Origin of the sequence: Amycolatopsis sp. cmx-4-54 (genome assembly GCF_046548895.1) — a bacterium.
Lineage (GTDB): Bacteria > Actinomycetota > Actinomycetes > Mycobacteriales > Pseudonocardiaceae > Amycolatopsis.
The window spans coordinates 1-22,648 of record NZ_JAEBEJ010000016.1 but is presented as its reverse complement, the minus strand read 5'-3'; the positions used below and the strand labels follow the sequence as shown (position 1 = coordinate 22,648).

Sequence of the window (22,648 nt, the reverse complement as noted above, 5' to 3'; positions counted from 1 at the left end):
ATAGCTGCTTCCGGGCGATGATCAAGCGGGCTGACGCGGCGCCGCCTGCAACCGGGAAAGGACGTCGGTGAGCCTGCCCGCGGCGACGTCCCATTCCTCCAGGACGCTGCTCCGCGCGAGCGCCGACTTCCGCAGGGAGTGGCGGAGTTCGGCGTCGAGCGACCAGCGCAGCAACGCCGCCGCCAGCGCCGAGGGGTTGTTCGGCGGCACCAGCAGGCCGGGGACGCCACCGCCGGGCGCCGTGCCGAGCGCGTCGTGCGCGCCGGCGGTTTCGGTGGCCACCACGGGAATCCCGCGCGCGAGCGCCTCGGCGACGACCAGCCCGGACGTGCCGCCGCGAGTGGGCAGGACCAGCAGATCCGTGCCGTCGTAGACCAGGTCGAGGTCGTCCGGCGGCTGGATGAGGCTGATCCGGGAACCGAGCCCGAGCCGCTCGACCGTCCAGCGCAGTTCGCCGACGTAGGCGGGATCGTGCTGCGTCGCGCCGGCGAACACGCATTTGAACGCCAGTTCGTCGACCATCGAAAGCGCGCGGATGAGCACGTCCTGGCCGTGGCGCGCGGTCATGGGCGCGAGGCACAGCAGCCGGGAGACGCCGTCGGCCCCGGCGGCGAGCGGGGCCGCGTCGGTGCCGGGTGTCGCGACGTAGACCCGCGTCGGGTCGAGGTCGTGCCGGTCGATCAGCTGCCGCGCGAGCCACGGCCCGGTGGCGACGATCATTCCCGTCAGCCGCAGGGTCTCCCGTTCGCACGCGTCGAGTTCGGCGGCCTGCGCCGGATCGAGTGCGGGGTCGTCGGCGAGCGGCCGGTGGACCAGGACGGCCAGCCGCAGCCGCCGCGCGTGCGGGAGCACGATCTCCGGGACCCCGCAGGCGACCGTGCCGTCGATCAGGACGACGGTGTCGTCGGGCAGCGCGGCGAGCGAACGGGCCAGTCTCGACCGGGACAGCGGCCCCGGCATCGGCCATTCGCCTGCGATCGGCAGTTCCAGCAGCGGGAGTCCGGTGGCCGGGAGGTTCTGGCACATCCGGCGGTCGTATTCGCCGTTGGTGTCCTCGGTGTCCCCCGGCAGGACGAAGACGACCGGTTCGGTCACGATTACCTCCAGATGCGGGCGCCTTACCGGTAGACACGGATGCGACGCCCGTCCGGTTCATTTCCGGCGTGACGAAGTTCAGCCCGCCGCTCGCGCCATCGCGCCGACGATCTCGTCACGCAGCCCGGCTCCGACCGCGATGGTGGCCGCCGAACGCACCGTGTGGTCGCCGCCGTCGGTGTCGACGACCACGCCTCCGGCCTCCCGTACCAGCAGGACACCCGCCATCGTGTCCCACGGCTGGTTGGAGAGGATGGCGCTCGCGTCGAGTTTGCCGTCCGCGACCCAGGCCAGGTCTATCGCCGCGGAGCCGAGGAAACGGACCCGCTGCACGCGCCCGCCGAGTTCGGCCAGCAGCGCCATCCGGACGCGGTTCTTGACCTCCGCGCCCTCGCCGAGCGCGAAGTCTCCGATACTCACGATCGCGTCGGACAGCTCCGTCGCTGTCGACGCCTCAAGACGCTCTTCGCCCGCGTACGCGCCTTGTCCTTCGGCAGCGGTGTAGGTGACGTCGAGGAACGGCAGGGAGATCGCCGCGACCGTGCTCTTGAGACCGTCGACGAGCCCGAGCGAGACGCCGCACAGCGGGATGCCGCGCGCGAAGTTCGCCGTGCCGTCGACCGGGTCGAGCGCCCACCAGAGGTCCTTGTCGCCCTCGTGCCCGCGTTCCTCGCCGAGGATGCCGATCTCCGGCGTCTCGCGGGCCAGGAATTCGCGGAGGGCGTCCTCGACGGCCAGGTCGACGTCGGTCACCATGTCGCGATCACCTTTGGCGGCAACGGAAAACGACGTCATCGAGCGGATGATCCCGGTCGCCTTGGCGACGGCCTCGCGGGCCACGGACAACAATGCGGCGTGGTCGGTCATATGGGTACCGTAGCCGGAATGGACCTGTTCCCGACGGCCACGACGGCCGACGAGCACACCCGCGGCGCCGAGGTCGCGGTGCTGCCCGTCGGCAGTTTCGAACAGCACGGAGCGCACCTCCCGCTCGCCACCGACGCCCTGATCGCGACGACGATCGCGGGCGCCCTCGCCGCGGCGTACCCGGTGCTGCGGCTTCCGCCGATCACGATCGGCTGTTCGCACGAACACGCGGACTGGGCGGGCACGGTCAGCGTTTCGGCCGCGACCCTGTACGCCGTCGTGAACGACGTCGCCGACTCCCTGCGCCGTTCCGGCGTACCGAAACTGGTGCTCGTGAACGCGCACGGCGGCAACTACGTCCTGTCCAACGTGGTCCAGGAGTCGACGTCGCCGATGGCGCTCTTCCCCGGTGTCGAAGGCTGGCAGGCGGCGCACGACGCGGCCGGGCTGGAGACTTCGCTGGACAGCGACATGCACGCCGGGGAACTGGAGACCTCCCTTCTGCTGCACGCACACCCGGCGCTGGTCCGGCCCGGTTTCACCCAGGCGGATCACCTCGCCGACGACAGGCGGCACCTGCTGACGGCAGGCCTGCGCCCGTACTCGGAATCCGGCGTGGTCGGGCGGCCTTCGCTGGCGACGGCGGAAAAGGGACGGCTGGTGCTGGAGTCACTGGTGGAGAGCTTCGGGGACACCCTGGCCGCGCTGGGCTGAAGGGGACCTTCAGCCCCCCGCGCCCACCGACTCGATCGCGTCCAGATGCGGCAGGAAGTGGTGCATCCGCTCCTGTTTCGTCCGCAGGTACCGCAGGTTCTCGTCGTTCGGCGTGACCAGCAGCGGCACCCGCTCGCTGATCCGCACCCCGTGCCGTTTCAGCTGGTCGACCTTCGCCGGGTTGTTGGACAGCAACCGCACCGACCGCACCCCGAGGTCGTTCAGGATCTCCGCGGCGGCACGGTAGTCGCGCGCGTCCACCGGCAGCCCCAGCGCGATGTTCGCCTCGACGGTGTCGAGCCCTTCATCCTGCAGCCGCATCGCCTTCAGCTTCGCGAGCAGGCCGATTCCGCGTCCTTCGTGGCCTTGGGCGTACACGAGGACTCCGGCCCCCTCGTCGACGATCACTTGCAGCGCGGCGGCCAGCTGGTCACCGCATTCGCAGTGCATCGAGCTGAAGACGTCTCCGGTGAGACATTCCGAATGGACCCGCGTCAGCATGCCGAAGGTCGCGATGTCGCCGTGCACCAGCGCCATCTGTTCGGTGCCGTCGGCGTCCAGATACCCATAGGCGCGGAAGACGCCGTATCGGGTGGGCAGTCTGGTCTCCACGACCCTCTCGACGGTCATCGGGTTTCTCCTGTCTGTTCGGTGACTCCTGACGGAACGCACGAGCAGGACGCCCGCACCGGGAAGGCTGGAAAAGAGCGCGAGCACGCCGTAGACGACGGCCACGGTGACGCCCTGCGCCGACCCGAGCCCCGCCGCGCCGAACAGCAGCGCGCAAACCCCTTCGCGCGGGCCCCAGCCGCCGATGTTCAGCGGCAGGCCCATCGCGAGCAGGGCGAGGATCATCAACGGCAGCAGGTCGCCGACCGGCGCGGTGACCCCGGCCGCGCGCGCGGCGACGACGAACAGCGCGAGATGCCCGGCCAGAGTGGCGGCCGAAAGCAGGCTCACACCGGGCCAGGTCTCCTTGGTCAGCAGACCGAGCCGGACGTCGGCGAGGGTGACGGCGAAGCCGCGGCGCCAGTTCGATCCACTGTGGATCCACCGCTTCCCTGCCGTCATCCCGGTGACGATCAGGGTGAGGGCGAGGGCGACGACCACGATCCCGGCGCCCGTGACGACTCCGCCGATCGGCGGCGGCACCACGGAAGGCGCGCTCAGCACGACGGCGACCGAAGCGCCGATGACCGCGATCTGCCCGGCCGCGCGCTCCAGCACCACGGCGCGGACGCCGCGCGGGACGTCACCGGCTTCGCGGCCGTGGTGCACGGCCCGGTTGACGTCGCCGAGGACGCCCGCGGGCAGGACACCGTTGAGGAACAGCGCGCGGTAGTACTCGCCGACCGCGCTCGGCAGCGACAACCGCAGACTGAGCCGCCGCGCGACCAGGCACCAGCGCCAGGCACTGAAAACCGTGGTGGCGAAACCGATCCCGAGCGCGGCGGCGATCCCGCCGGCGTCGATCTCGCGCAGCCCGTCCAGGAACGCGCCCGTGCCCAGCTGCCAGACGAGCACTCCGAGGATGCCGAGCGCGCCAAGGATCCGAAGCCACGGCCAGCACCGTTTCACGCGGGCACCACCAGGAGGTCTTCGTGCTGGATCACCGCGTCCAGCTCGCCCGCCGCGCACTGCGCGAGCCGCCACCGCAGGTAGACGTCCCCCTCCGGCGCCAGCTCCGGCCGTTGCTCGCAGGCGGCGCCGACCCAGCCGGTGAGCCATTCCGCCGTCAGCGCGGCCTGGTCGGCCCCGAGCCGCCACGGGCTGGGAGCACGCCGCACGGTGGCGCCGAGCCGTTCGAAGACGCCGAAGGCGACGTCCACCGCGTCCGGTCCGAGCAGCCACCGGCCGTCGGTCACGCGGCGCTGGTGCGCGTTGAAGGCGTCGGAGATTTCGATGTCGAACTTGTCCTTGGGCGACAGCACCACCCGGCCCGAAACGCTCAGCGTGAACAGGACCGCGCAGCCCGCTTCGACGCAGGCCTCCGCCAGCCGGGACATCTCCTCGGCGGTGAGCAGGTCGAGCAACGCCGACGCCGCCACCAGGGAGGTCCCGGCGAGATCCTCCGCGCGTAACTCGGTGATGTCACGCTGTTCGGTGACGACGGTGACCTCGCTTCCGTCCAAAGCGTGTGCCGGACGGCTGGTGCGCGACAGCGCGTGAGTGAGCAGATCGATGTCGCGGTCGTGCAGGATCCAGCGCTGGCGGCCGGGCAGCCGCAACGCCAGCCAACGGCCGAGCGAACCGGTGCCACAGCCGAGATCCCGGATGACGACCTCATCCTTTTCGCGCAGGAACGCACGAACCGGTTCGATCAGCTCGGTCGCCCGGGCGGTGGCGTCGGCGTCCTCACGCAACCGAAGCCAGCTGGGGGCGTACTTGGTCATGCCGCCGTCCTTTCGCGCAGCAGAACGGCGGCGACACCGCGGGCCGTCTCGTCCCAGCCGGTCAGCGTCTCGCGGCGAAGGCGGGCGGAGGCGCGAAGACGGTCACGCAGTTCAGGTTCGGTGAGCCAGCGGCGAAGGGCCGTGGCCAGCGCGTTGACGTCCTCACCGGGGACGAGCATCCCGGGCACGCTGCCGTCGGATGCCTGGCCGAGGGTGTCGGGCAGCGCGTCGACCGCGGTCGTCAGCACGGGAACGCCGTGTGCGAGCGCCTCGGTGACGACCATGCCGTAGGTCTCCGCGCGCGACGGCAGCACGAGAAGATCTGCGGCCGCGTACGTCGCTTCGAGCGCTTCGCCCGATCGCGGGCCGACGAGGGTGAACCGATCGCCGAGCGCATGTCGCCGCAGGCGTTCGACGTAGCGGGTCTCACGGGGAATGGCACCGACGCACTCACAGGTCCACGGTAGATCTTCGAGCGACTTCAACGCGTCCGCTAGCGTGCCCTGTCCTTTGCGCGGAGTCACGTTGGCGACGCAGACCAGCCGCGTGCCATTCAGGCTCCCGAAAGCGACTTCGGCCTTGTCCACCCCGGGCGGCACCACGTGCACGCGATGCGGGGCGAGATCGTGGTGCTCGATCAGCCGTCGCGCCGCCCAAGCGCTGGTCACGACCACGGCCTCGACCGCGGTGAGCGTCTCCCGTTCCAGCCGGTCCAGCTCGGCGGCGAGCGAAGGCGACAGGCCGGTCTCGTCGGCCAGCGGGAGATGCACCAGCACCGCGATCGACAGCCGCCGCGCGGACAACCCGATCACGTCGGGCACCCCGCAAGCGACCAGCCCGTCGATCAGGACGGCCGCACCGTCGGGCAATTCGGCGAGTTTCCGCGCCAGCACGGTGCGTGCCTCGGTGTCGGGCCGCGGCCAGTTCCCGCGCACGGCGATCTCGTGGACCGCCACGCCCGTCGCCGCGAGGCCGTCGCACAGGCGTCTGTCGTAGACGTTGCCGCCGCTGGGCGCGCTCAGGTCGTCGATGTCGTTGGGCAGTACGACGTGGAGCCCGGTCACAGCGCACGCTCGTAACTCGCCCAGGCGATGTGGGATTCGTGCAATGAGACGGTGAGCCCCTCGAGTCCGCTCGCCCCCTCGCCGAGCGCTCCCGCGTGGACGCGGTCGGCGAGCCTGTCCGCGATGACCTTGGCGAGGAACTCGGTCGAGGTGTTGACCCCGGCGAACTCGGGCACGTCGTCGAGGTTGCGGTAGTTCAGGTCGGCGAGCACCGCTTTGAGCTCTTCGGTCGCCTTGCCGATGTCGACGACGATGTTGTCGGCGTCCAGTTCGGACCGGCGGAACGTCGCGTCCACCAGGAAGGTCGCCCCGTGCAGCCGCTGCGCGGGGCCAAAGACCTCGCCTCGGAAGCTGTGGGCCACCATGACGTGGTCGCGGACGGTGATACTGAACAACGGGCCTCCTCCGGTCGTGCCCTTAACGCTTGTCCTCCAGCTGATAGCTCACACGGAGGCAGAGCGTTCTCGGTTCATTCGCGGCCAGACGCGGCAAGACGTCCGGTAGTTCACCGAACTGACATTGCCCGCTGACCAGCACCTCGAATCCTGGATCGGCCAGGAGACGCAGGGCGAGCGCCAAGCGGGCGGCGTAGTCCCGGTTCAGGCGGCGGGACGGTGAGACCATGCCGACCTGGCTGCTGCGGATCGTCAACCGTCGTGAATGGAAGTTCTCGCCGAGCGGGACACTGACGCGGCGATCGCCGTACCAGCTCAGCTCGATGACTTCACCCTCCGGCGCGAGCAGCTCCAGTGACCGCGCGAGCCCCGCCTCGCTCGCGCTGGCGTGCACGACCAGGTCGCAGTCGCCCAGCGCGTCCTCCGGTGTCGAGAAGTCGACACCGAGCGCCTCGGCGATCTTCGCGCGCTCCGGGTCGACGTCGATCAGCTGGACCCTGGTCGCCGGGAAGCCGGCGAGCAGTTTCGCGACGCTGCTTCCCACCATCCCGGCGCCGACCACGGCGATCCGGTCGCCGAGTTTCGGCGACGCGTCCCAGACGGCGTTGACCGCGGTCTCGATCGTCCCCGCGAGGATCGCGCGCTCCGGCGGGACCTCGCGCGGCACGGGCGTCACGGCCGACGCCGGGACGACATAGCGCGTCTGGTGCGGATAAAGACAGAAAACGACCTGCCCGACCAGGTCTTCCGGACCACGTTCGACCACGCCGACGTTGAGGTATCCGTACTTCACGGGCCCCGGGAAGTCGCCCTCCTGGAACGGCGCGCGCATGGCCGCGCGTTGACTCGGCGGGACCTCGCCGCGGAGGACGAGCGTCTCGGTGCCCCGGCTCACGCCCGTGTACAGGGTGCGGACCAGGACTTCCCCGTCGCCGACCGGAGGGAGCGAGACCGGCCTGATCTCACCGTCGCCGGAACCACTGAACCAGAAGGCGCGTTCCATCGTGTCCTCTCATGTCGGACCCTGGAAGCGGGGTCACCGCCACCATAACGAGGAGGCCTCGTGATCAACCCCGGATTTTTCCTGGGGATCCTCGTCCAACTGGCGCTGCTGGGGACGCTGGACGCCGTCGCCGGGCTGGGCCCGCTGGGCTGGCTCGCCGGCGCGGCCTACGGCCTCGCCGTGGCCGGATTCCTGACCTACGGCCTGAGCCGGAGCACCGCGCGCTCCCTCGGCCCCGCCGACGCCGTCACGCTCGTCCGGTCCGGGCTGGTCGGCTGCGTGACCGCGCTCGTCGTCGACACCGCGGGCCGGGAGATCGCCGCGATGGTCGTCCTCGCGACGGTCGCGCTCGTCCTGGACGCCGTCGACGGCCAGGTCGCGCGCCGCACCGGGACGGCGTCCCCGCTCGGCGCGCGGTTCGACATGGAGGTCGACGCGTATCTGATCCTGATCCTGAGCGTGGTCGTCGCGCAGTCGCTGGGCCCGTGGGTGCTTACGATCGGCGCGATGCGCTACGTCTTCGTCGTGGCGGGCAAGCTGTGGCCGTGGCTGAACGCGCCGCTTCCGCCGAGCATGGCGCGCAAGACGGTCGCGGCGGTCCAGGGCATCGTGCTGGTCGTGGCGGCGTCGACGATCCTGCCGCTCTGGGCCGGTTTCGTGGTCACGCTGGGCGCGCTGGCGCTGCTGACGTGGTCGTTCGGGCGCGACACGTGGTGGCTGCTGGAGCAGCACGCCTTCACCGCCGCGCCCGCCTGATCACGCGTACTGCGCTTCGCCGTTCCCGATCGACCAGTCGACCGGATTGTTCTCGGTGATCGTGATGAACACGTTCCGCGGCTCGGTCCCCGCGTACTCCTCGGCGAGCTCCGCGATCCGCCGGTACAGCGACTTCTTCTGCTCGTCGGTGCGCCCCGACCGCATGGTGATCGTGATGAACACGACCCCCTCGTCGCGGTGGATCCCCAGGTAGTCGTCGTATTTCAGGGTGCCCCCGCCGTTGAGGACCTGGAAGCGGTCGTCGGCCGGGATGCCGAGCGTCTCGACCATCGCGTCGTGGACGGCGTTGCCGAGGGCTTCGAGCTTGCCGGTCCCGATGGCGTCGATACGGACGAGTGGCATGTCAGTTCTCCTTGGTGGCGAGCAGGCCGAGTGCGCCGTCGACGGCTTTCGCGAACACGTCCGGGGAGCCCGCGGCGCGGGCGAGGATGTAGCCGCCCTGCAACGTCGCGACCAGCGCGGTCGCCGTGGCGAGCGGGTCGAGCGCCTGATCGAGTTCGCCGGCCGCGCGACCCTCTTCGAGCAGCTCGGCGATGCGGCCGGTGAGCCAGCCGAAGAACTCCTCGACCGGCTTTCGCAGTTCCGCGTCGGCCATCACGTCGGGATCCTGGGCGAGCCTGCCGACCGGGCAGCCCTTGAGCACGGCACGTTCGCGGCGCAGGTAGACGGTGAGGCGCTCGACGGCCTTTCCGGGCCCGGAGAACTCGGCCTCCGCCCTGGCGCGCAGATCTTCGGCGCTGCGGGCGATCGCGGCGAGCGCGAGTTCGGACTTGCCCTGGAAGTGGTGGTACATGCTGCCCTGACCGGCGCCGGAGCGTTCCTGGATCGCCTTCGGGCTGGTGCCGACGTAGCCGCGCTCCCACAGAAGCTCGCGGGTGCTCTCGATGAGCCTTTCCCTCTTGTCCACGATCCTGACCGTACATACTAGTAGGTACAGGGATCAAGTCGGCACCCCGGGGGAGCAAGGGACCTTTGCTACCACTTTCACGCAAATCCGCAGGTCAGGCGCCTAACGCCCGCAATTAGCCGACTAATTGCGCCCCCGGGAGGCTTCCAAGTACATGAAGGCCCCCTTCCTTGCGCCTAGGTACAGCAAGGGGTCCTTCATGTACCGCCAGATCGCCACATGTGCCCCACCGACCTCAAGCCCCACACCCAGCGCGCGTGAAGGCCCCCTTCCCGCGGCTCAGCCGAGGAAACTCGACCTTCGCACGCCCCAAAGTCCGTGAAGGCCTCCTTGAGGGACTCTGGGTCCCTCAAGGAGGCCTTCACGGACCACCCGAACGGACCCCGAGCAATCACGACGCGGCGGCCGCCGGGTTCATCGCACGACGTGTTCGTACGCGCGCTTTAGGTCCTCGACCCGGCCCGGCGCCGCGACGAGCGGCCCCTTCGCCCAATCGCAGCCGAGTTCGTGCAGAACCTCGAGCTGCCGCGCGGTTTCGACGCCTTCGGCGACCACCACGAGGTCGACGGCGTGCGCCATCGCCATGATCCCGGCGACGATCGGCTCGGCGTCGCTCGACCTGCCGAGATCGGCCACGAACGACCGGTCGATCTCGATCACGTTCAGATCGAGGCGGCACAGCTGGGCGAGCGAGGAATACCCGGCGCCGAACCGTTCCGCGGTCACCCGCACGCCGGTCTTCCGCAGCGCGTCGACCGCGTCGGCCGCGTCCTTCAGCGCCGTTTCGTCGACGTCGAGGCTCAGGTCCTGCGGCCCCAGCCCCGCGGCTTCCAGAGTTGTCTGGACCACTTGCAGCAGCGCGGGATCGCCCAGTTGGCGGACCGAAAGACTCACATTCACATTACAGTGCACACCATGATCGGCACGCCATCGAGAGATCTCGCGGGCGGCCTTGGCGAGGACCGCCGCCCCGATGACCGTCAAAAGATCGCCGTCGTCGGAGATCTCGGCCAATTCCGCCGGATCGATCGGTCCGCGCTCCGGGTGATTCCAGCAGGACTTCGCCTTCACCGCGACCATGTCACCGGTCCTCAAATCGACGACGGGCTGATAAACGGTCTCGACCAGGCCTTCGGCGACGGCGTTGCGCAGATCCTGCTCCAACGCGAAACGGTCTTGTACTCGTTTCCGCATGATCGGCGCATAGAACGCATAACGTCCCGGCCCGAATGTCTTGGCCTGATACATCGCCAAATCGGCGTCTTCCAGCAATTCGTCGGCACTGCGCCGATCGCCCGGTTCGGCGATCACTATTCCAATACTCGTATTTATATGCAGTTCGCGGCCGTGCACGGTGAGCGATTCGGCGAGCCGCCGTTGGAGATGGTCGGCCAGTGCCCGCACTTCGGCGGCTTCGGTATAACCGGTGGTGATGACCAGGAACTCGTCCCCGCCGAGCCGTCCGACCAGATCCGAAGGCCCGGCGGCGGCCCGCAGCCGGTCGCCGATGATGCGCAGCACCTGGTCGCCGACGGTATGACCGAGCGAATCGTTGATGATCTTGAACTTGTCGAGGTCGATGAACATCACGGTGGTCGTCCGCGCCGGATCGGCGATCGTGCGGCGCAGGTGGTTCAGCGCGAGCGTGCGGTTCGCGAGCCTGGTCAGCGGGTCGTGGGTGGCCTCGTAGGCCAGCCGTTCGCTGATCGCCCGCCGCTCGGTGATGTCGGCGAAGGACGTCAGCACGGAGGGCACGCTCTGCCCCGGTGCCATCAGCGGACCGGAGGTCAGCGAAAGCCATCGGTGCGCGCCGTCGCGCCGCCGCACCTGCACGACCCGCCCGGTCTCGACCTTCCCGGACCGCCGCACCCGCGCGGACGGCAGGTCGTCGACGGGCACCGGAACGCCCTGCTCGTCGTGCAGCCGCAACGTCCGGCTCTCCAGGCCGACCAGGGAACCCGGCGGCACCCCGGCGATGCGGTGCGCCGCGGAGTTCGCCAGTTCGATCCGTCCGCCGGGGCCGACCAGCAGCACTCCTTCGTCGAGCGTCTCGACGACGGTGGCGAATTCGGCCTCGGCCCGGCGTTGCGCGGTCTCGTCGGCGCACAGCAGCACATAACCGTCGAACATCTCGGCCGCGGAGACCCGCACCGCCAGCGCCGTGCCGTCGGCGCTGTAATGCGTGGCCTGCACGACACCGCCCGCGGCGACGACCTGCCGCGGGCTCATCGGCGCGCCGACGACCTCGGCCACCGGAACCCCGATGACCTGGTCGAGATCATGGCCGTAGACGGCCTCGGCCGCCGGATTCCAGCTGGTCACCAGCCCGTCGGGGGACGTCGCGATGATCGCGTCGCTCGCGTGCCCGACCAGGGCGGCCTGAAACCGCAGACCGGCCTCGGCCGCCTTCTGCGTGGTCAGGTCGCGCATGATCACCTGGTACGCGGGCTTGCCCTCCCACGTCGTGAGCACCGCCTGCGATTCGACCGTGACACTTCGCCCCTGAAGCGTCCGCAGCGTCATCTCGGTCGGCTCGCTGAACGAGCCGGGCGAAACCAGCGAGCCGATCCGTGCCAGCAGCGCGTCCTGCGAGCCGGCGTCGACCAGATCCGTGATGTGCATCCCGATGATCTCGGTCGACACGTGCGCGCCCACGAAGCGCATCGTGGCCGAGTTCACGAAGACGACTTTGCCCCGCTGATGGACACAGATCCCGTAAGGACTCGCCTCCACCATCGTGAGATATTGCGTTCCCAATGCGCCGCCGTCGGAATTTTGCTCCAAAAGGCGGTACCCCTGACCGAGAAAGGCGAGCGCGGGTTCGCCACGCTGATCCCTCTCGGCGGACAACTCGGTCAGCAGACGGACGAGCGACGTGTGCCGGTCGGGTTTTCCCACCGTGCGGGTCGCGGTGCCGTTCGCTGGCGAGGAATCCTGATCCGAAGGCCGGTGGGTGTCGGGAAGCCCACCGTCGAGATCGTCAGGATCCATCTGATCCAAACCCCCTACTCGACTGATGTAGCTTCCGATTAGATCACTAAATCGACGTAGCCGTCCTCCCCGGACAGCTGACCGGTGCGGCTATTCCACCCCAGCGTTGACTGAATGTAGTTGAAGGGAAACACGTGCGGAGCAAAACAGACATCTGCGGCATCGGCGCCGTAACCGCCTACGGCTGGGGGCGCGAATCACTGTGGGAGGGCCTGGCGAGCGGCGTCCCCTGCGCCCAATTCACCGAAGGCTTCGGGGAAACCCCGGATCAACCGGGCTGGGTCGCGCACGTCCCCGAGGGCGGGCGCGCCAGGGACGGCAGCCTGCACGCGCGCGCCTTGCTCGCCGCGGCACGGGAAGCCATCGAGGACGCCGGCGCGCGGGGCTGGACACCGGGGCACCGGGTCGGCGTCATCTCCGGCGGTGTCCGCGAAGACCTGCGCACCTGGGACCGGCTCACCGAGATGGGCGAGCAACTCATGTACCGGCGCGAATTCATCGGCATGATGCCCTCGACGCCGATCGCCACCCTGATGGCGGAGTTCGGTTTCCACGGCCCCTCCATGGCCACGTCCGCCATGTGCGCGACCGGCAGCGCCGCGGTGCTCACCGCGAAGATGTGGCTGGACGCCGGCATGGCCGACGACGTGGTCGTGGTCACCACGGATCTGTCCGCGACCAGGCCGATGGTGCGCAACTTCGTGCACTGCGGAGTGGCGATCACCGACCTGCCCCCGCTTGAGGCGTGCCGTCCTTTCCAAGAGGGCACAAGGGGTTTCACCTTCTCCGAGGCCGCGGTCGCGGTGGTGCTGACCCAGCGGAAGACCGAGTCGTACGCGACGTTGCGAGGCGGCGCCATGACGCATGAAGCGCACAACGCGATGGCGCTCGACCCCGATCCGGCGAACGCGATCGCGGCGGTGACCGGGGCACTGGAGAACGCGACCGCCGCGCCGTCCGACGTCCGCTACCTGAACGCGCACGGGACAGGCACGAAACTCTGCCATCGCACGGAATCCCAGATCCTCGAAACGGTCTTCCCCCGGCAGACCGAGATCTACTCGATCAAACCGCTGACCGGGCACAGCCAGTCGGGCAGCGCGCTGACCGAGATCGCGACGATCTGCCTCGCCGCGGAGCGCGACCTCATCCCGGCGCCGAAACCGGTGGCGGACGGTCATGCACAGCTGATGGAGGGACCGGCCCGGCCGGAAAGCGGGCTCACCGTCAAGACGTCGATCGGGATGGGCGGCTACGTCGCGGCTGTCGTGTTGGAAACCGGCTAGCGAGCAATTCGATAACACACGGTCTCAACGTCGTCACGAACCGTCATTTCCGGTGCTCAAGTGGTCGATACTTCCCGGTAGCGACAACGCACCGAGCACGGAGGCGACCATGAGCCCGCGAACGGCGACCGACAACCTCGTCCACAACTACCTGTTCCTGCGGCGTGCCATCGGTTTCCTCGGGACCGGACTGCCCTTCGTGCTGATCTTCGGGAAGCTGCTCGTCGACGGCGGCGGCCTGCTCAATTCGATCAGCGGGTACTACTACTCGGGAATGCGGGACGTCTGGGTCGGCGTCATGTGTGCCATCGGCGTCTTCCTGTTGTCCTACCGCGGTTACGGCCGGGTCGACGACATCGCCGGCAACATCGCGGCCGTGGCCGCCGTCGGGGTGGCGCTCTTCCCCACCACACCGGCGAACGGCGACCGTACCGACGAGATCATCGGTCTCCTGCACCTCGGCTTCGCCGCGGTCTTCTTCCTCACCTTGGCGTTCTTCTGCATCGTGCTGTTCACCAAGTCGGACAAGGAGATTCCCGGCGCCCGCAAACCCGTCCGGAACCAGCTGTACGTCGCGTCCGGCGTGATCATGCTGGTGTGCCTGGCGTTAATCGTGCTCTGCGGGCTGGTCTTCGACGAGCTGACGAAGGATCTGTACCCGGCGCTGTGGCTGGAATCGATCGCGATCCTCGCGTTCGGTGTCGCGTGGCTCACCAAGGGCGGGACGCTGCTGCCCGACAAGCCGGTGACGGCGGGGACCCGGGTGACGGCCTGACCTGCGCCGGTGATGGTAAAGGAACCTTTGCCATCCGCCGGGTCGTTGAAGCCTTATGACCGATCGCATCGCATTCCGCCTCGGCCGCCGCGACCTGCTGGTGGTCGCGGGGGTTCCCGGGGCCGGCAAGACCACCCTGCTGTCCCGGGCGGCGACCGGCGCCCTCCCGGTGCTCGACTCCGATCAGGTCCGCGCGCGCCTGCGCGCACGGCTGCCGCCCGCGCTGCCGTACCGGTTCTACCGGCCGGTGGTCCACCTGTGGCATCGCGCGCGGGTCGTCCGGTTCGCGCTGGCCGACGGCGGCCCGCTCATCGTGCACGAGCCGTCGACCCGGGCGACGACCCGCGGGCTGCTGGCCCTGCTCGGCCTGGTGAGCCGCCGCCCGGTCCGGCTGCTGTGGCTCGACGTCACCCCGGAGGACGCCCGAGCGGGCCAGGTCGCCCGCGGGCGCGTCATCCGGCGGCACTCGTTCGCCCGCCACGTCAAACGGGCCGAGAGGCTGCGCCGCGCCCTGCGCGAGGGCTGGGTGCCGTCAGGCTGGCACGGTGCGCGGATGGTGACCCGTGAGGTCACCGGGGCGCTGCGCTTCGTCACCGAGGAGGAGCCGGGGAGAGACCGCTCAGGCGACGTCCGGCTCCTCCGCGTCGAGCGGCCCGCGGCACCCGCCGTCCGCGCCGGCTAGCGGTTCCGGCTCGGGTTCGTCCGCGGGCACGGGACGGTTCGCGTGCGGGTTCAACGGCGTCCAGCGGAGGCGTACCGGCATCGTCGTTCGTCCTTTCCCTCTTGACCGGGATACGGATGCGACGAGCGATCGGTTCAGATACCCACGTAGTTCTCGGCGAAGAAGTCCTGGTGTGCGCGGGAAACCCGCAGGCTCTCCAGCCGCACGTCCCGCAGTGCCCGCTGAAAGACGGATTCGTCGTCGTATCCGGCGGGGCCGTGCAGCAGGTCGATCATCCAGAGGGAGAACTCCTGCGCGCGCCAGATCCGGGGCAGGCAGTCGGCTGAATAGCGCTCGAGCGCCGTCTTGTCGCTCTCGGTGCAGGCTTCGATCAACGCGTGCGCGAGGATCTCGGCTTCCATCAACGCGAGATTCGCGCCCTTCGCCGCGGCGGGACTGATCAGGCTCGCCGCGTCTCCGGCGAGGAACAGATTTCCCCGCTGGATCGTGTCCATCACCCGCGAGGCCAGGTCCACGATCCGGCGCTCGATGATGGCGCCGCGTTTGAGCTCGCCGTAGCGGTCGGCCCGCATCCGCACGTGCAGTTCGTCCCAGATCCGGTCGTCGTCCCAGTTCTCCGGATCCTCGCCGCGCGGTACTTCGAGGTAGTAGCGCGTCACCGTCGGCGTCCTGGCCATATGCCCGGCGAATCCGCGTTCATGGATCGCGTAGCCGACCGCGGACATACTCGGCGGCGCCTCGGCGAGGATCGCGAGCCACGAGATGTCGTGGTCCCGCCGGAAGACCCGCGCGGGCACGGATCTCAGCGAAATCCCGCGCCTGCCGTCGCAACCGGCGATGTACTTGGCACGCAAGAGAAGATCGTCGGCGATGACCGTCGCGTCCATCCCCGACACCGAGGTGACCTCGGCCCCGAACCTGATCTCCCCGCCACGGGCGAGGAATTCCGCGATCAGGTCGGTCACCAGGAACTGTTGCGGATAGACGGTGTGCACCTCGCCGTTCCCGAGTTCGCTGTACTTGAGCTCGAATTCGGCCTGATCATCACGAAAGGCGCAGGTGTCGTGCCTCAGGCCTTTCTCGAGCAGCCCGTCGGCGAGCCCGTTCTCCGTGAGCACGCGGACACTGTTCTCGGCGAGAAAGCCCGCCCTGGCCCGGTTTTCGACATACTCACGGCTTCGACGCTCCAAGATCACGCAGTCGATTCCGGCGGCCCGCACCAGGTTTCCCAGCACGAGCCCCGCCGGGCCTGCCCCCACGATCAGCACGTCGGCATCGATCTTTCCCACGAAGCCCCCAGTACCTTGCCCGCCCCCGGTCCAAGGTACACAAAACCCCGTGGCGTCGCGGGCGTCAGTCCTCCCGAGCGCGCGCCCTCGCCCTGCGTTTCCCCTCGTGCATCGCCACGACGCGGGCGATCGGGATCGTGTGCCCTTGCGCGACCAGATCGGCGGGCAGCGTCTGCGGCTCCGGCATCGACTCGGCCCACGGATCCTTGTCCCCCAGGAGACCCGGCGCCGTGTAGACGGTGAAATCGGCGGGGACCACGTTTTCGAGCTCGTCCCAGGCCACCGGGAACGACACCGTCAGCCCCGGCCGCAAGCGGGGGCTGTACGCCGCCGCGACCGTGTTCCCGCCCGCCCGTGTCGAATCGAGGAACACCTTCCCCTCACGGTCTTCCACGATGTACGCGGTCGTCGCGACCGCCGGGTCGACCTGCTCCGCACGGGCGGCGAGGGCGCGGGTCGCCGCCGCGACGTCGTCGACGCCCTGCCCCGGCGCCAGCGGGACGAAGATGTGCACACCCTTGGAACCACTGGTCTTCACCGCCCCGGCGAGCCCCGAGTCGGCGAGGGCCTGCCGCACCAGCATCGCGGCCTTCACGACGTGGGCGAAATCGTCTCCCGCGGGCGGGTCGAGATCCAGCACCAGATGGGTCGGGCTCGCGTCGACGTCCGCGGTCATCAGCGTCAGGTGGTATTCGACGGCACGCTGGTTCGCGAACCACAACAGCGTCCGGCGGTCGTCGCAGAGCGCGTACGACACCTGCCGTTTCGACCTCTCCGCCCACATCTCGTACCGCTTCACCCAGTCCGGCGTGTATTTGGGCAGGTTCTTCTGCATGAACGGGCCCTGGCCGCGAAGGACGCGGATGACCGAAAGCGGCCTGTTCTCCAGGACCGGGAGAATGCGGCCCGCGACGGCGTCCAGATAGTCCACCAGGTCGCGTTTGGTCGCGCTCTCGAACAACGGCTGGTCGAGGTTGGTCAGCTTGACGCCGTCACGCTCCTCATCGCTCATGAGGTGAGCGTGGCACAAAAAATCTCGTGAGTGGTAGTGACGGCGTCACTACCACTCACGAGAGTCGGTACCTAGGCCGTGTCCTGTAAGTCTGTTCGATGGGCTTCGTGATCCAGGTGGTTCCTGGCGGTGCGGGCGGGCCGGCCTCGTACCGGGTCGTACTCGGCCGCGTCCGCCCCGTGCCGCCAGGGACCACTTGGGCGCGGAGACCGCGAACAAGACTTGCAGGACACGGCCTAGGCGCTGTCCTAGCTGATGTTGGCGTCGATGCAGGCGTAGAACGCGTTGGCCGTGTCGTAGACGTTCCAGCGGGCGAGGATCTTGTGCCGCCCGCTCTGCTGCAGGTTCACGCTGTGGGTGACCGTGGCGCCCGGCTGCGCGCCGCCGTCGTTGAAGCTGGCGACCTTGGCGCCGTCGACGAAGTACTCCCAGGTGCTGGTGCGGTGGCGAGCCGTCAGCGTCCACCGGAACGTGGTGGTACGGCCGAGGGAATGCACCTTCCAGCCCTTGCTGTCGTCATTGAGGTCCGCGAAACGGCCGACGCCGCCGTTACAGCTCATGAGACCCTTGGGGCCCTCGACACTTTGCGGCTCCCATTTGATGGAGCCACAGGAAACGGTGTTCTGCGCACACTGTGCCTGCCTGCTCGCAGGCGAGGAAACATAACCGTGCGCGTTGGCGGTGCCCGCCGGGATCGCGACCAGAGCCGCCGGCACCATCGCCGCACCTGCCGCCAGGGTCAAAAGCCGTCGTTTGAAGCTCATGCCTACCCCTTTCCCATCTCTACACCCACCGCCGACTCGAGATTCCTGGGTCACAGCGAGCGAACTACCAATGAAGGTCGGGACACATCCACCGAAACTCCGACCAGGCGAATGTGGTCTAGACCATAATTGGTTCAGACGACTCGGTCAAGAGTAACCAACCGAGCACTTGGAGTCGTGAAGATCGAACAGGGGTTGTCAAGCCGGACGTTCAGCCCGCACCCAAACAGACGAACGGTCGCCGGAACGGATCAACGGCGATGGTGTCCGCCAGGGCCGTCGCCGGTCCGGCCCCTTCGGCGAGTCCGCGGTGGTAGTCGTCCATCGCGGCCGCCGCGGCCTCGTCACCGACTCGGCTCAACGGCGCGATCACCGTCCGCGAACCGCTCGCGAGCAACGCGCTGGCGAAACCGAGGACCTCGTCGCCGGGCCGGATCCGGTTCAGCGCCAGTTCACAGGCCGCGAAGACGACCTGCGCCGGAGGCTGCGCGAGCCCGGCCATCTCGTGCGCGAAGAGCGCGCCGTCGGCCAGCTCCAACCGGGAGAACAGAGCGTTCTCGGGTTCGTGCGCGCCGTGCGCGGCGATGTGCGCCAGCTTCGCGCCGTCCAGCGCGCGCAAGACGGAGGACACGGTCGCGTCGGCCCCGGCCAGCGTATGCGCGGCCCGGTAGTGCGTGGCGAGTTTGTCCAGCTCACCCCTGGTGCCGACGAGGCCGGGCCCGCGGACGAGGACGACCTTCCGCGCACGGGGCGTCGCCGCGCGCTCCGCGCCCAGCCACGCCGTCGCCGACGGGGCCACGACGATCGGCCGTGACCGCAGCGCCGGCAGCACTCCCCAGGGAACGGCGAACAACGGGCCGGTCGGCACGACGACCAGACCGCGATCCCCGAGCAGCGCCTCGAGCGGCCTGATCAACTGGCCGTCCAGCCGTTCCGCCTGTTTGCGCGCCGAAGCGAGCACCGACTGGACCAGCGGCGACGGCAGCCGATCCGGGGCGAGGGCGTCGAGATCGATGTTCAGCGTCCGCGCGGACTCCGCCGCCCGCTCGGCCGAACCGAGCCGCACCAGTTCGCATCGCCCGCCGACGACGACCATCGCCACCAGGTCGTCCCCCGACGACGCGAAACTCACCAGCGCGCGTTCGTCCAGCTCCCCGGCGACCTCGGTGAGCCGCGCGACCGGCCGCGGCCTGCCCCAACGGCCCGTATGCCACCCGAGCCGATGCGCCTCGCGCAACCGCTCGGCGTGCTTCGAGCGCAACGCCGCCGTCGGATGCCCGTCGTGCTGCGCCTGGTGGATCGCCTGATCGAGGCCTCGGACCTCACCGACCCGCTCGGCGAGCTCCGGATCGGCCGCCATAACAGGTTCGTACCGGTAACTTTGGGCGCGAGTCCGCTCCGTCCAGCCGAACAACCGGACCGCGTCGGCGCGCTCCAGGACGATTTTGACGGCCAGATCCGCCAGCTCCCTGCCGTGCAGCGCCGTCCCGGACACCAGCTCGATGCCGCCCATCCGATCGCGGACGCGGTCGAGTTCGGTCAGCCCGGCCCGGATCTCCGCCAGCGCCCTGGTCTTGTCGCCCTCGGCCACCGCGAGTTCCGCACGGCAAAGCCTGCGCAACATCCGATAATCGACGGACGTCAGCCGTCCCGGACGCGGAATCCGGTCGAGCAACTCGGCGGCGCGTTTGCGTTTTCCCTTGCGCAACTCGACCCGGACGGCCAGCATCCGCGCCAGCGCCGCCTGATCGGCGAGCCGCGGCATCGGCATCCCGTTCGCCGCGCGCAGCGCGCGAGACGTCAAGGTCGGCGGGATCACGTTGGTGCGCAAGGCTTCCTGCACGTCGGCACGAAGGCCGACGATGGTGGCGTTGGCGACGCAGGTCTGGCAGCCCCACCGCAGCATCCGGCGGCGTGCGGACGCGGCATACGAACGGGCGAGTTCGAGATCGTCGCTCATCAGCGCGGCGGACGCGCGATACAGCTCCACATCAGCGAGATCACGGCTGATACTTCGTTGCGCGAGCATTGCCGGCAGCACCTCGTCGAGGTGTCCTCCTGCTTCTTCGGCAAGCCCCGCCGTCAGCAAAGCCTGGGCTTGCGCGAGCCGCAACAGCGGAGGGACCTTCATGTCGAGCGCGCGATAAATGTGCTCGCCCTTGGTGAAGACGCGCAGTGCCGCGGGCACGTTCCCCACCCTGAGCTCCAGGGAGCCGAGCGGCCTCATCACGTCAGCGGCCTGCGCCTTGAGGTCGTGCCGCTCCGCGAGCTCGATGGACCGCGTCAGGTCGTCACGCGCCTTGCGCACGTCGCCCAATCGCGTATTGGCCAAGCCGCGTGTCGCCAAGGTGCCCAGATAGGGCCCCAGCAACGGAGCCGGGTTCTCGGCGGATGCCAGGGCGACGTTCTTCTGCCCGATGGACGAATCGAAATACGCCAGGCTCTCCTCATTCCGGCCCGCGGCCATGAGCAGAAGGGCGTAATTATGGTCCAGCTGCCCTCCGAGTTCGGCACGCAGAAGCGGATCGGACACGGATTCGAGCAAGAGCCGAACCTCGTCGAGACCGGCGATGCCCGCCTTGACCTCACCCGCGGTTTCGGACGAGAGCGCCACGATGGTGCACGTGAGCCGGATCCTGGTCGCCAGCCAGTCATCGTGGTGCTCCGGGGCGACCGGCCGAATCGAATCGAGCAGCGCCAGACCTCGACGGAGCAGCCGGACACCTTCGCGCTGGCGAGCCGAGCACGCCGCATCGACGCCGGCTCGGTGCAATTCGCGAGCTTCGCGGATGACGTCGGGTTGCTTCAGCTCAATCACAGGCACCGAACTATGACAACACACTTAGTAGTCGAAAGAAGCCCGGCCACTGAGTGACTCCGCGACCGGGCCCCTTTCGATACCGGATCAGGGAGTGGGCGGCGGGGTCTGAACACAGCCGCCCGAGCATTCCAGCAGCTTGTCGCGGGAGTGCTCGCAATCGGGGCTGTGCAGGTGTTCCCCCTGGTCAGGCTGAGGCAGAACCGGGTTGACCGGCTCCTCCTCGCCGATGGGGTCCTTGACGTCCGTAGGCGTCGACATGTGACGATCTCCTCCCCTGATGATCTTTCCTTGTCGTACCAGGCAGCCTCGCTACGACGGCCCCCTCTGTTCACAGGCCCTCTTCCTGCGAACGGGGCAATAGTGCCACAACGGAGCAGTGATCGGGAGTTTTTACCTACACTGAGTCATCGTCGGCACCCGAAAGAGGGATGTCTGGTTAGCGAGCCTCACGATCTCCGCCGAATGGCCGCACCGCCCCACGAGAAGACGCGAATCGAGATCATTCCACTGCGCCATCCGGCCTAAGATCCAAAATTTCCTGCGGCACAAGGGTTTCCGGCCGAGAAACCGGGGAACTCACGACCTGTCGGGGGTTGACCGGCGAAAAATCCGGAGGAGATAACGATGCCCACGTGGTTGGTCATCATCATCGTCATCGCCGCGATCCTTGTGGTGGGCGCGGCCGCTTGGTTCGTCGTCGCGGAGCAGCGCAAGCGGCGATTGCGAGAGACGTTCGGGCCCGAGTACGACCGGGCGATCAAGGAACACGAGAGCCCGAGGGAAGCCGAACGTGAGCTTTCGTCGCGGGTGAAACGACATTCGGATCTCGACATCCGGCCGCTGCCGGAGTCCACAAAGGACCGGTACGCCCAGGAATGGGCGCTGATCCAGGAACAGTTCGTCGACCGTCCGTCCGGTGCCGTCGTCGAGGCGGACCGGGTACTGGTCTCCTTGATGGCCGAGCGCGGTTACCCGACCGAGGGGTACGACCAGCAGCTCGCGGATCTGTCCGTCCGGCACGCGAACGCGTTGCGGCACTACCGCGCCGGACACGACACGCTGGTGCGGCATCAGGAATCCGAAATGTCCACAGAGGACATGCGTGAAGCGATGAAGCACTACCGCGAAGTATTCGAAGATCTGTTGACCGACGCCGGCGAAGGAGCGGAAAGCCATGGAAAGCAGGCCCCTGGAAACCGAGGGAACGGAACGCGTCACGGGGACGACGGATCGGCTCGGCGAGGAACGGACCGCTGACGGGCAGGCCTTGAGCACCGAGGACCTGGTCGCGACCGAGCCGGAGCCCGAACGCGGCGGCGAGGACGAAGCCCAGACGTTGTTCGCCGACACCGACATCGACAGGTTCCGCGAGAGCTGGCAAGGCATCCAAACGGCGTTCGTGGACGATCCGCGGCGGGCGGTCAAGGAGGCCGACGAACTCGTCGCCGTCGTGATCCAGAATCTGGCCACGACGTTCGCGGACCACAAGAAGGATCTGGAATCCGCGTGGAGCCAGGGCGAACCGGCGACCGAAGACCTCCGGATCGCGCTGCGCCGCTACCGGTCGTTCTTCAACCAGTTGCTGAGCGCGTAGGCGAAACTCGTGAGTGGTACGGGCGGTCGAACCGTCCGTACCACTCACGAGACCCAATTGGCCGGTGTTGCGAAAGCCACTTTCGCAACCCTCAACCTGGATCCACCGGTGAATTGTGGTGGTGGGTTGTGTCGTGGTGGGGCAGATGCCCTCTGGCTTGGGATGATTGTTCTTGCGACGGAACAAAATCCATTGAGCGAGAGGGCATCTGCTGGATGC

22 protein-coding genes are annotated in these 22,648 nt (G+C 68.6%); 7 read left to right on the top strand and 15 right to left on the bottom strand.

The features are described from left to right. Window positions 1-21 precede the first annotated feature (21 nt). Window positions 22-1,026: a glycosyltransferase family 4 protein gene (locus ACLJQ7_RS37280; protein ID WP_410653024.1), complete on the bottom strand. Its 1,005-nt coding sequence runs from the start codon at window positions 1,024-1,026 to the stop codon at window positions 22-24. Window positions 1,027-1,173: 147 nt separating this feature from the next. After that, window positions 1,174-1,962 carry an inositol monophosphatase family protein gene (locus ACLJQ7_RS37275; RefSeq protein WP_410652876.1) on the bottom strand — a complete coding sequence of 263 codons (789 nt, stop codon included), beginning with the start codon at window positions 1,960-1,962 and terminating at the stop codon, window positions 1,174-1,176. Window positions 1,963-1,980: 18 nt separating this feature from the next. Between ACLJQ7_RS37275 and ACLJQ7_RS37270 the strand changes: the two genes are divergently transcribed. Continuing rightward, window positions 1,981-2,676, top strand: a complete 696-nt coding sequence (locus tag ACLJQ7_RS37270) for a creatininase family protein (protein ID WP_410652875.1) — start codon at window positions 1,981-1,983, stop codon at window positions 2,674-2,676. A gap of 9 nt (window positions 2,677-2,685) precedes the next feature. Here ACLJQ7_RS37270 and ribA read toward each other — a convergent pair whose 3' ends face one another. From ribA to ACLJQ7_RS37245, 5 genes are read right to left on the bottom strand one after another with little or no spacing between them, the layout of a single operon-like run. Further along, the gene (gene ribA / locus ACLJQ7_RS37265) at window positions 2,686-4,254 is read right to left on the bottom strand and encodes a GTP cyclohydrolase II (protein ID WP_410652874.1); all 1,569 of its coding nucleotides are present in this window, start codon (window positions 4,252-4,254) and stop codon (window positions 2,686-2,688) included. Further along, the gene (locus tag ACLJQ7_RS37260; RefSeq protein WP_410652873.1) at window positions 4,251-5,069 is read right to left on the bottom strand and encodes an SAM-dependent methyltransferase; all 819 of its coding nucleotides are present in this window, start codon (window positions 5,067-5,069) and stop codon (window positions 4,251-4,253) included. Before ACLJQ7_RS37260 ends, ribA begins: the two co-directional genes overlap by 4 nt. Then, window positions 5,066-6,133, bottom strand: coding sequence for a glycosyltransferase family 4 protein (locus ACLJQ7_RS37255; RefSeq protein ID WP_410652872.1), 1,068 nt, complete (start codon window positions 6,131-6,133; stop codon window positions 5,066-5,068). The genes ACLJQ7_RS37260 and ACLJQ7_RS37255 overlap by 4 nt, the downstream gene beginning before the upstream one ends. Then, window positions 6,130-6,528 (bottom strand): 6-pyruvoyl trahydropterin synthase family protein, encoded by a 399-nt coding sequence (locus ACLJQ7_RS37250; RefSeq protein ID WP_410652871.1) that lies wholly within the window; start codon window positions 6,526-6,528, stop codon window positions 6,130-6,132. Before ACLJQ7_RS37250 ends, ACLJQ7_RS37255 begins: the two co-directional genes overlap by 4 nt. Before the next feature lie 22 nt (window positions 6,529-6,550). Beyond that, window positions 6,551-7,531 carry a zinc-dependent alcohol dehydrogenase gene (locus ACLJQ7_RS37245; RefSeq protein ID WP_410652870.1) on the bottom strand — a complete coding sequence of 327 codons (981 nt, stop codon included), beginning with the start codon at window positions 7,529-7,531 and terminating at the stop codon, window positions 6,551-6,553. 60 nt (window positions 7,532-7,591) lie between these two features. Here ACLJQ7_RS37245 and ACLJQ7_RS37240 point away from each other — a divergent pair, with 60 nt between their 5' ends. Beyond that, the gene (locus ACLJQ7_RS37240) at window positions 7,592-8,287 is read left to right on the top strand and encodes a CDP-alcohol phosphatidyltransferase family protein (RefSeq protein ID WP_410652869.1); all 696 of its coding nucleotides are present in this window, start codon (window positions 7,592-7,594) and stop codon (window positions 8,285-8,287) included. Here the strand turns inward: ACLJQ7_RS37240 and ACLJQ7_RS37235 are convergent, their stop codons facing one another. The 3 genes from ACLJQ7_RS37235 to ACLJQ7_RS37225 all read right to left on the bottom strand — a co-directional run bounded on the left by ACLJQ7_RS37235 (window position 8,288) and on the right by ACLJQ7_RS37225 (window position 12,206). Further along, entirely contained in the window at window positions 8,288-8,650 is a 363-nt protein-coding gene (locus ACLJQ7_RS37235) for a tautomerase family protein (RefSeq protein WP_410652868.1), read from the bottom strand. It abuts the gene before it with no gap. A 1-nt stretch (window position 8,651) separates the two neighbouring features. Next, entirely contained in the window at window positions 8,652-9,215 is a 564-nt protein-coding gene (locus tag ACLJQ7_RS37230) for a TetR/AcrR family transcriptional regulator (protein WP_410652867.1), read from the bottom strand. A gap of 414 nt (window positions 9,216-9,629) precedes the next feature. Next, a complete protein-coding gene (locus ACLJQ7_RS37225; RefSeq protein ID WP_410652866.1) occupies window positions 9,630-12,206 on the bottom strand; it encodes an EAL domain-containing protein in 2,577 nt (858 codons plus the stop codon). Window positions 12,207-12,340: 134 nt separating this feature from the next. On the opposite strand from ACLJQ7_RS37225, the gene ACLJQ7_RS37220 reads away from it, so the two are divergent. From ACLJQ7_RS37220 to ACLJQ7_RS37210, 3 genes are all read left to right on the top strand, one after another. After that, on the top strand, window positions 12,341-13,492 hold the full coding sequence (locus ACLJQ7_RS37220) for a beta-ketoacyl synthase N-terminal-like domain-containing protein (protein WP_410652865.1): 1,152 nt from the start codon (window positions 12,341-12,343) through the stop codon (window positions 13,490-13,492). Between the two features lie 109 nt (window positions 13,493-13,601). Beyond that, window positions 13,602-14,267 (top strand): DUF998 domain-containing protein, encoded by a 666-nt coding sequence (locus ACLJQ7_RS37215; RefSeq protein ID WP_410652864.1) that lies wholly within the window; start codon window positions 13,602-13,604, stop codon window positions 14,265-14,267. Between the two features lie 55 nt (window positions 14,268-14,322). Next, window positions 14,323-14,949 carry an AAA family ATPase gene (locus ACLJQ7_RS37210; RefSeq protein WP_410652863.1) on the top strand — a complete coding sequence of 209 codons (627 nt, stop codon included), beginning with the start codon at window positions 14,323-14,325 and terminating at the stop codon, window positions 14,947-14,949. Window positions 14,950-15,083: 134 nt separating this feature from the next. Here the strand turns inward: ACLJQ7_RS37210 and ACLJQ7_RS37205 are convergent, their stop codons facing one another. The 5 genes from ACLJQ7_RS37205 to ACLJQ7_RS37185 form a co-directional block, all read right to left on the bottom strand. Beyond that, on the bottom strand, window positions 15,084-16,238 hold the full coding sequence (locus ACLJQ7_RS37205) for a 4-hydroxybenzoate 3-monooxygenase (RefSeq protein WP_410652862.1): 1,155 nt from the start codon (window positions 16,236-16,238) through the stop codon (window positions 15,084-15,086). Window positions 16,239-16,302: 64 nt separating this feature from the next. Next, entirely contained in the window at window positions 16,303-17,250 is a 948-nt protein-coding gene (locus ACLJQ7_RS37200) for a DNA polymerase domain-containing protein (RefSeq protein ID WP_410652861.1), read from the bottom strand. A gap of 248 nt (window positions 17,251-17,498) precedes the next feature. Next, complete coding sequence (locus ACLJQ7_RS37195; RefSeq protein WP_034317732.1) at window positions 17,499-18,014, bottom strand: lytic polysaccharide monooxygenase auxiliary activity family 9 protein; 516 nt, start codon at window positions 18,012-18,014, stop codon at window positions 17,499-17,501. 211 nt (window positions 18,015-18,225) lie between these two features. Continuing rightward, window positions 18,226-20,838: a CHAT domain-containing protein gene (locus ACLJQ7_RS37190; protein ID WP_410652860.1), complete on the bottom strand. Its 2,613-nt coding sequence runs from the start codon at window positions 20,836-20,838 to the stop codon at window positions 18,226-18,228. A gap of 81 nt (window positions 20,839-20,919) precedes the next feature. Beyond that, window positions 20,920-21,093 (bottom strand): hypothetical protein, encoded by a 174-nt coding sequence (locus tag ACLJQ7_RS37185; protein WP_410652859.1) that lies wholly within the window; start codon window positions 21,091-21,093, stop codon window positions 20,920-20,922. A 366-nt stretch (window positions 21,094-21,459) separates the two neighbouring features. On the opposite strand from ACLJQ7_RS37185, the gene ACLJQ7_RS37180 reads away from it, so the two are divergent. Continuing rightward, window positions 21,460-22,092, top strand: a complete 633-nt coding sequence (locus tag ACLJQ7_RS37180; protein WP_410652858.1) for a hypothetical protein — start codon at window positions 21,460-21,462, stop codon at window positions 22,090-22,092. Next, complete coding sequence (locus ACLJQ7_RS37175) at window positions 22,010-22,429, top strand: hypothetical protein (RefSeq protein ID WP_410652857.1); 420 nt, start codon at window positions 22,010-22,012, stop codon at window positions 22,427-22,429. Before ACLJQ7_RS37180 ends, ACLJQ7_RS37175 begins: the two co-directional genes overlap by 83 nt. Window positions 22,430-22,648: the final 219 nt, after the last annotated feature.

Excerpts from the sequence above, each read along its gene's own strand:
- ACLJQ7_RS37175 (WP_410652857.1), top strand. The coding sequence starts at position 22,010 with ATGGAAAGCAGGCCCCTGGAAACCGAGGGAACGGAACGCGTCACGGGG.
- ACLJQ7_RS37235 (WP_410652868.1), bottom strand. The coding sequence starts at position 8,650 with ATGCCACTCGTCCGTATCGACGCCATCGGGACCGGCAAGCTCGAAGCC.
- ACLJQ7_RS37185 (WP_410652859.1), bottom strand. The coding sequence starts at position 21,093 with ATGTCGACGCCTACGGACGTCAAGGACCCCATCGGCGAGGAGGAGCCG.
- ACLJQ7_RS37270 (WP_410652875.1), top strand. The coding sequence starts at position 1,981 with ATGGACCTGTTCCCGACGGCCACGACGGCCGACGAGCACACCCGCGGC.
- ACLJQ7_RS37215 (WP_410652864.1), top strand. The coding sequence starts at position 13,602 with ATGAGCCCGCGAACGGCGACCGACAACCTCGTCCACAACTACCTGTTC.
- ACLJQ7_RS37180 (WP_410652858.1), top strand. The coding sequence starts at position 21,460 with ATGCCCACGTGGTTGGTCATCATCATCGTCATCGCCGCGATCCTTGTG.
- ACLJQ7_RS37200 (WP_410652861.1), bottom strand. The coding sequence starts at position 17,250 with ATGAGCGATGAGGAGCGTGACGGCGTCAAGCTGACCAACCTCGACCAG.
- ACLJQ7_RS37245 (WP_410652870.1), bottom strand. The coding sequence starts at position 7,531 with ATGGAACGCGCCTTCTGGTTCAGTGGTTCCGGCGACGGTGAGATCAGG.
- ACLJQ7_RS37195 (WP_034317732.1), bottom strand. The coding sequence starts at position 18,014 with ATGAGCTTCAAACGACGGCTTTTGACCCTGGCGGCAGGTGCGGCGATG.
- ACLJQ7_RS37260 (WP_410652873.1), bottom strand. The coding sequence starts at position 5,069 with ATGACCAAGTACGCCCCCAGCTGGCTTCGGTTGCGTGAGGACGCCGAC.
- ACLJQ7_RS37280 (WP_410653024.1), bottom strand. The coding sequence starts at position 1,026 with ATGTGCCAGAACCTCCCGGCCACCGGACTCCCGCTGCTGGAACTGCCG.
- ACLJQ7_RS37275 (WP_410652876.1), bottom strand. The coding sequence starts at position 1,962 with ATGACCGACCACGCCGCATTGTTGTCCGTGGCCCGCGAGGCCGTCGCC.
- ACLJQ7_RS37210 (WP_410652863.1), top strand. The coding sequence starts at position 14,323 with ATGACCGATCGCATCGCATTCCGCCTCGGCCGCCGCGACCTGCTGGTG.
- ACLJQ7_RS37225 (WP_410652866.1), bottom strand. The coding sequence starts at position 12,206 with ATGGATCCTGACGATCTCGACGGTGGGCTTCCCGACACCCACCGGCCT.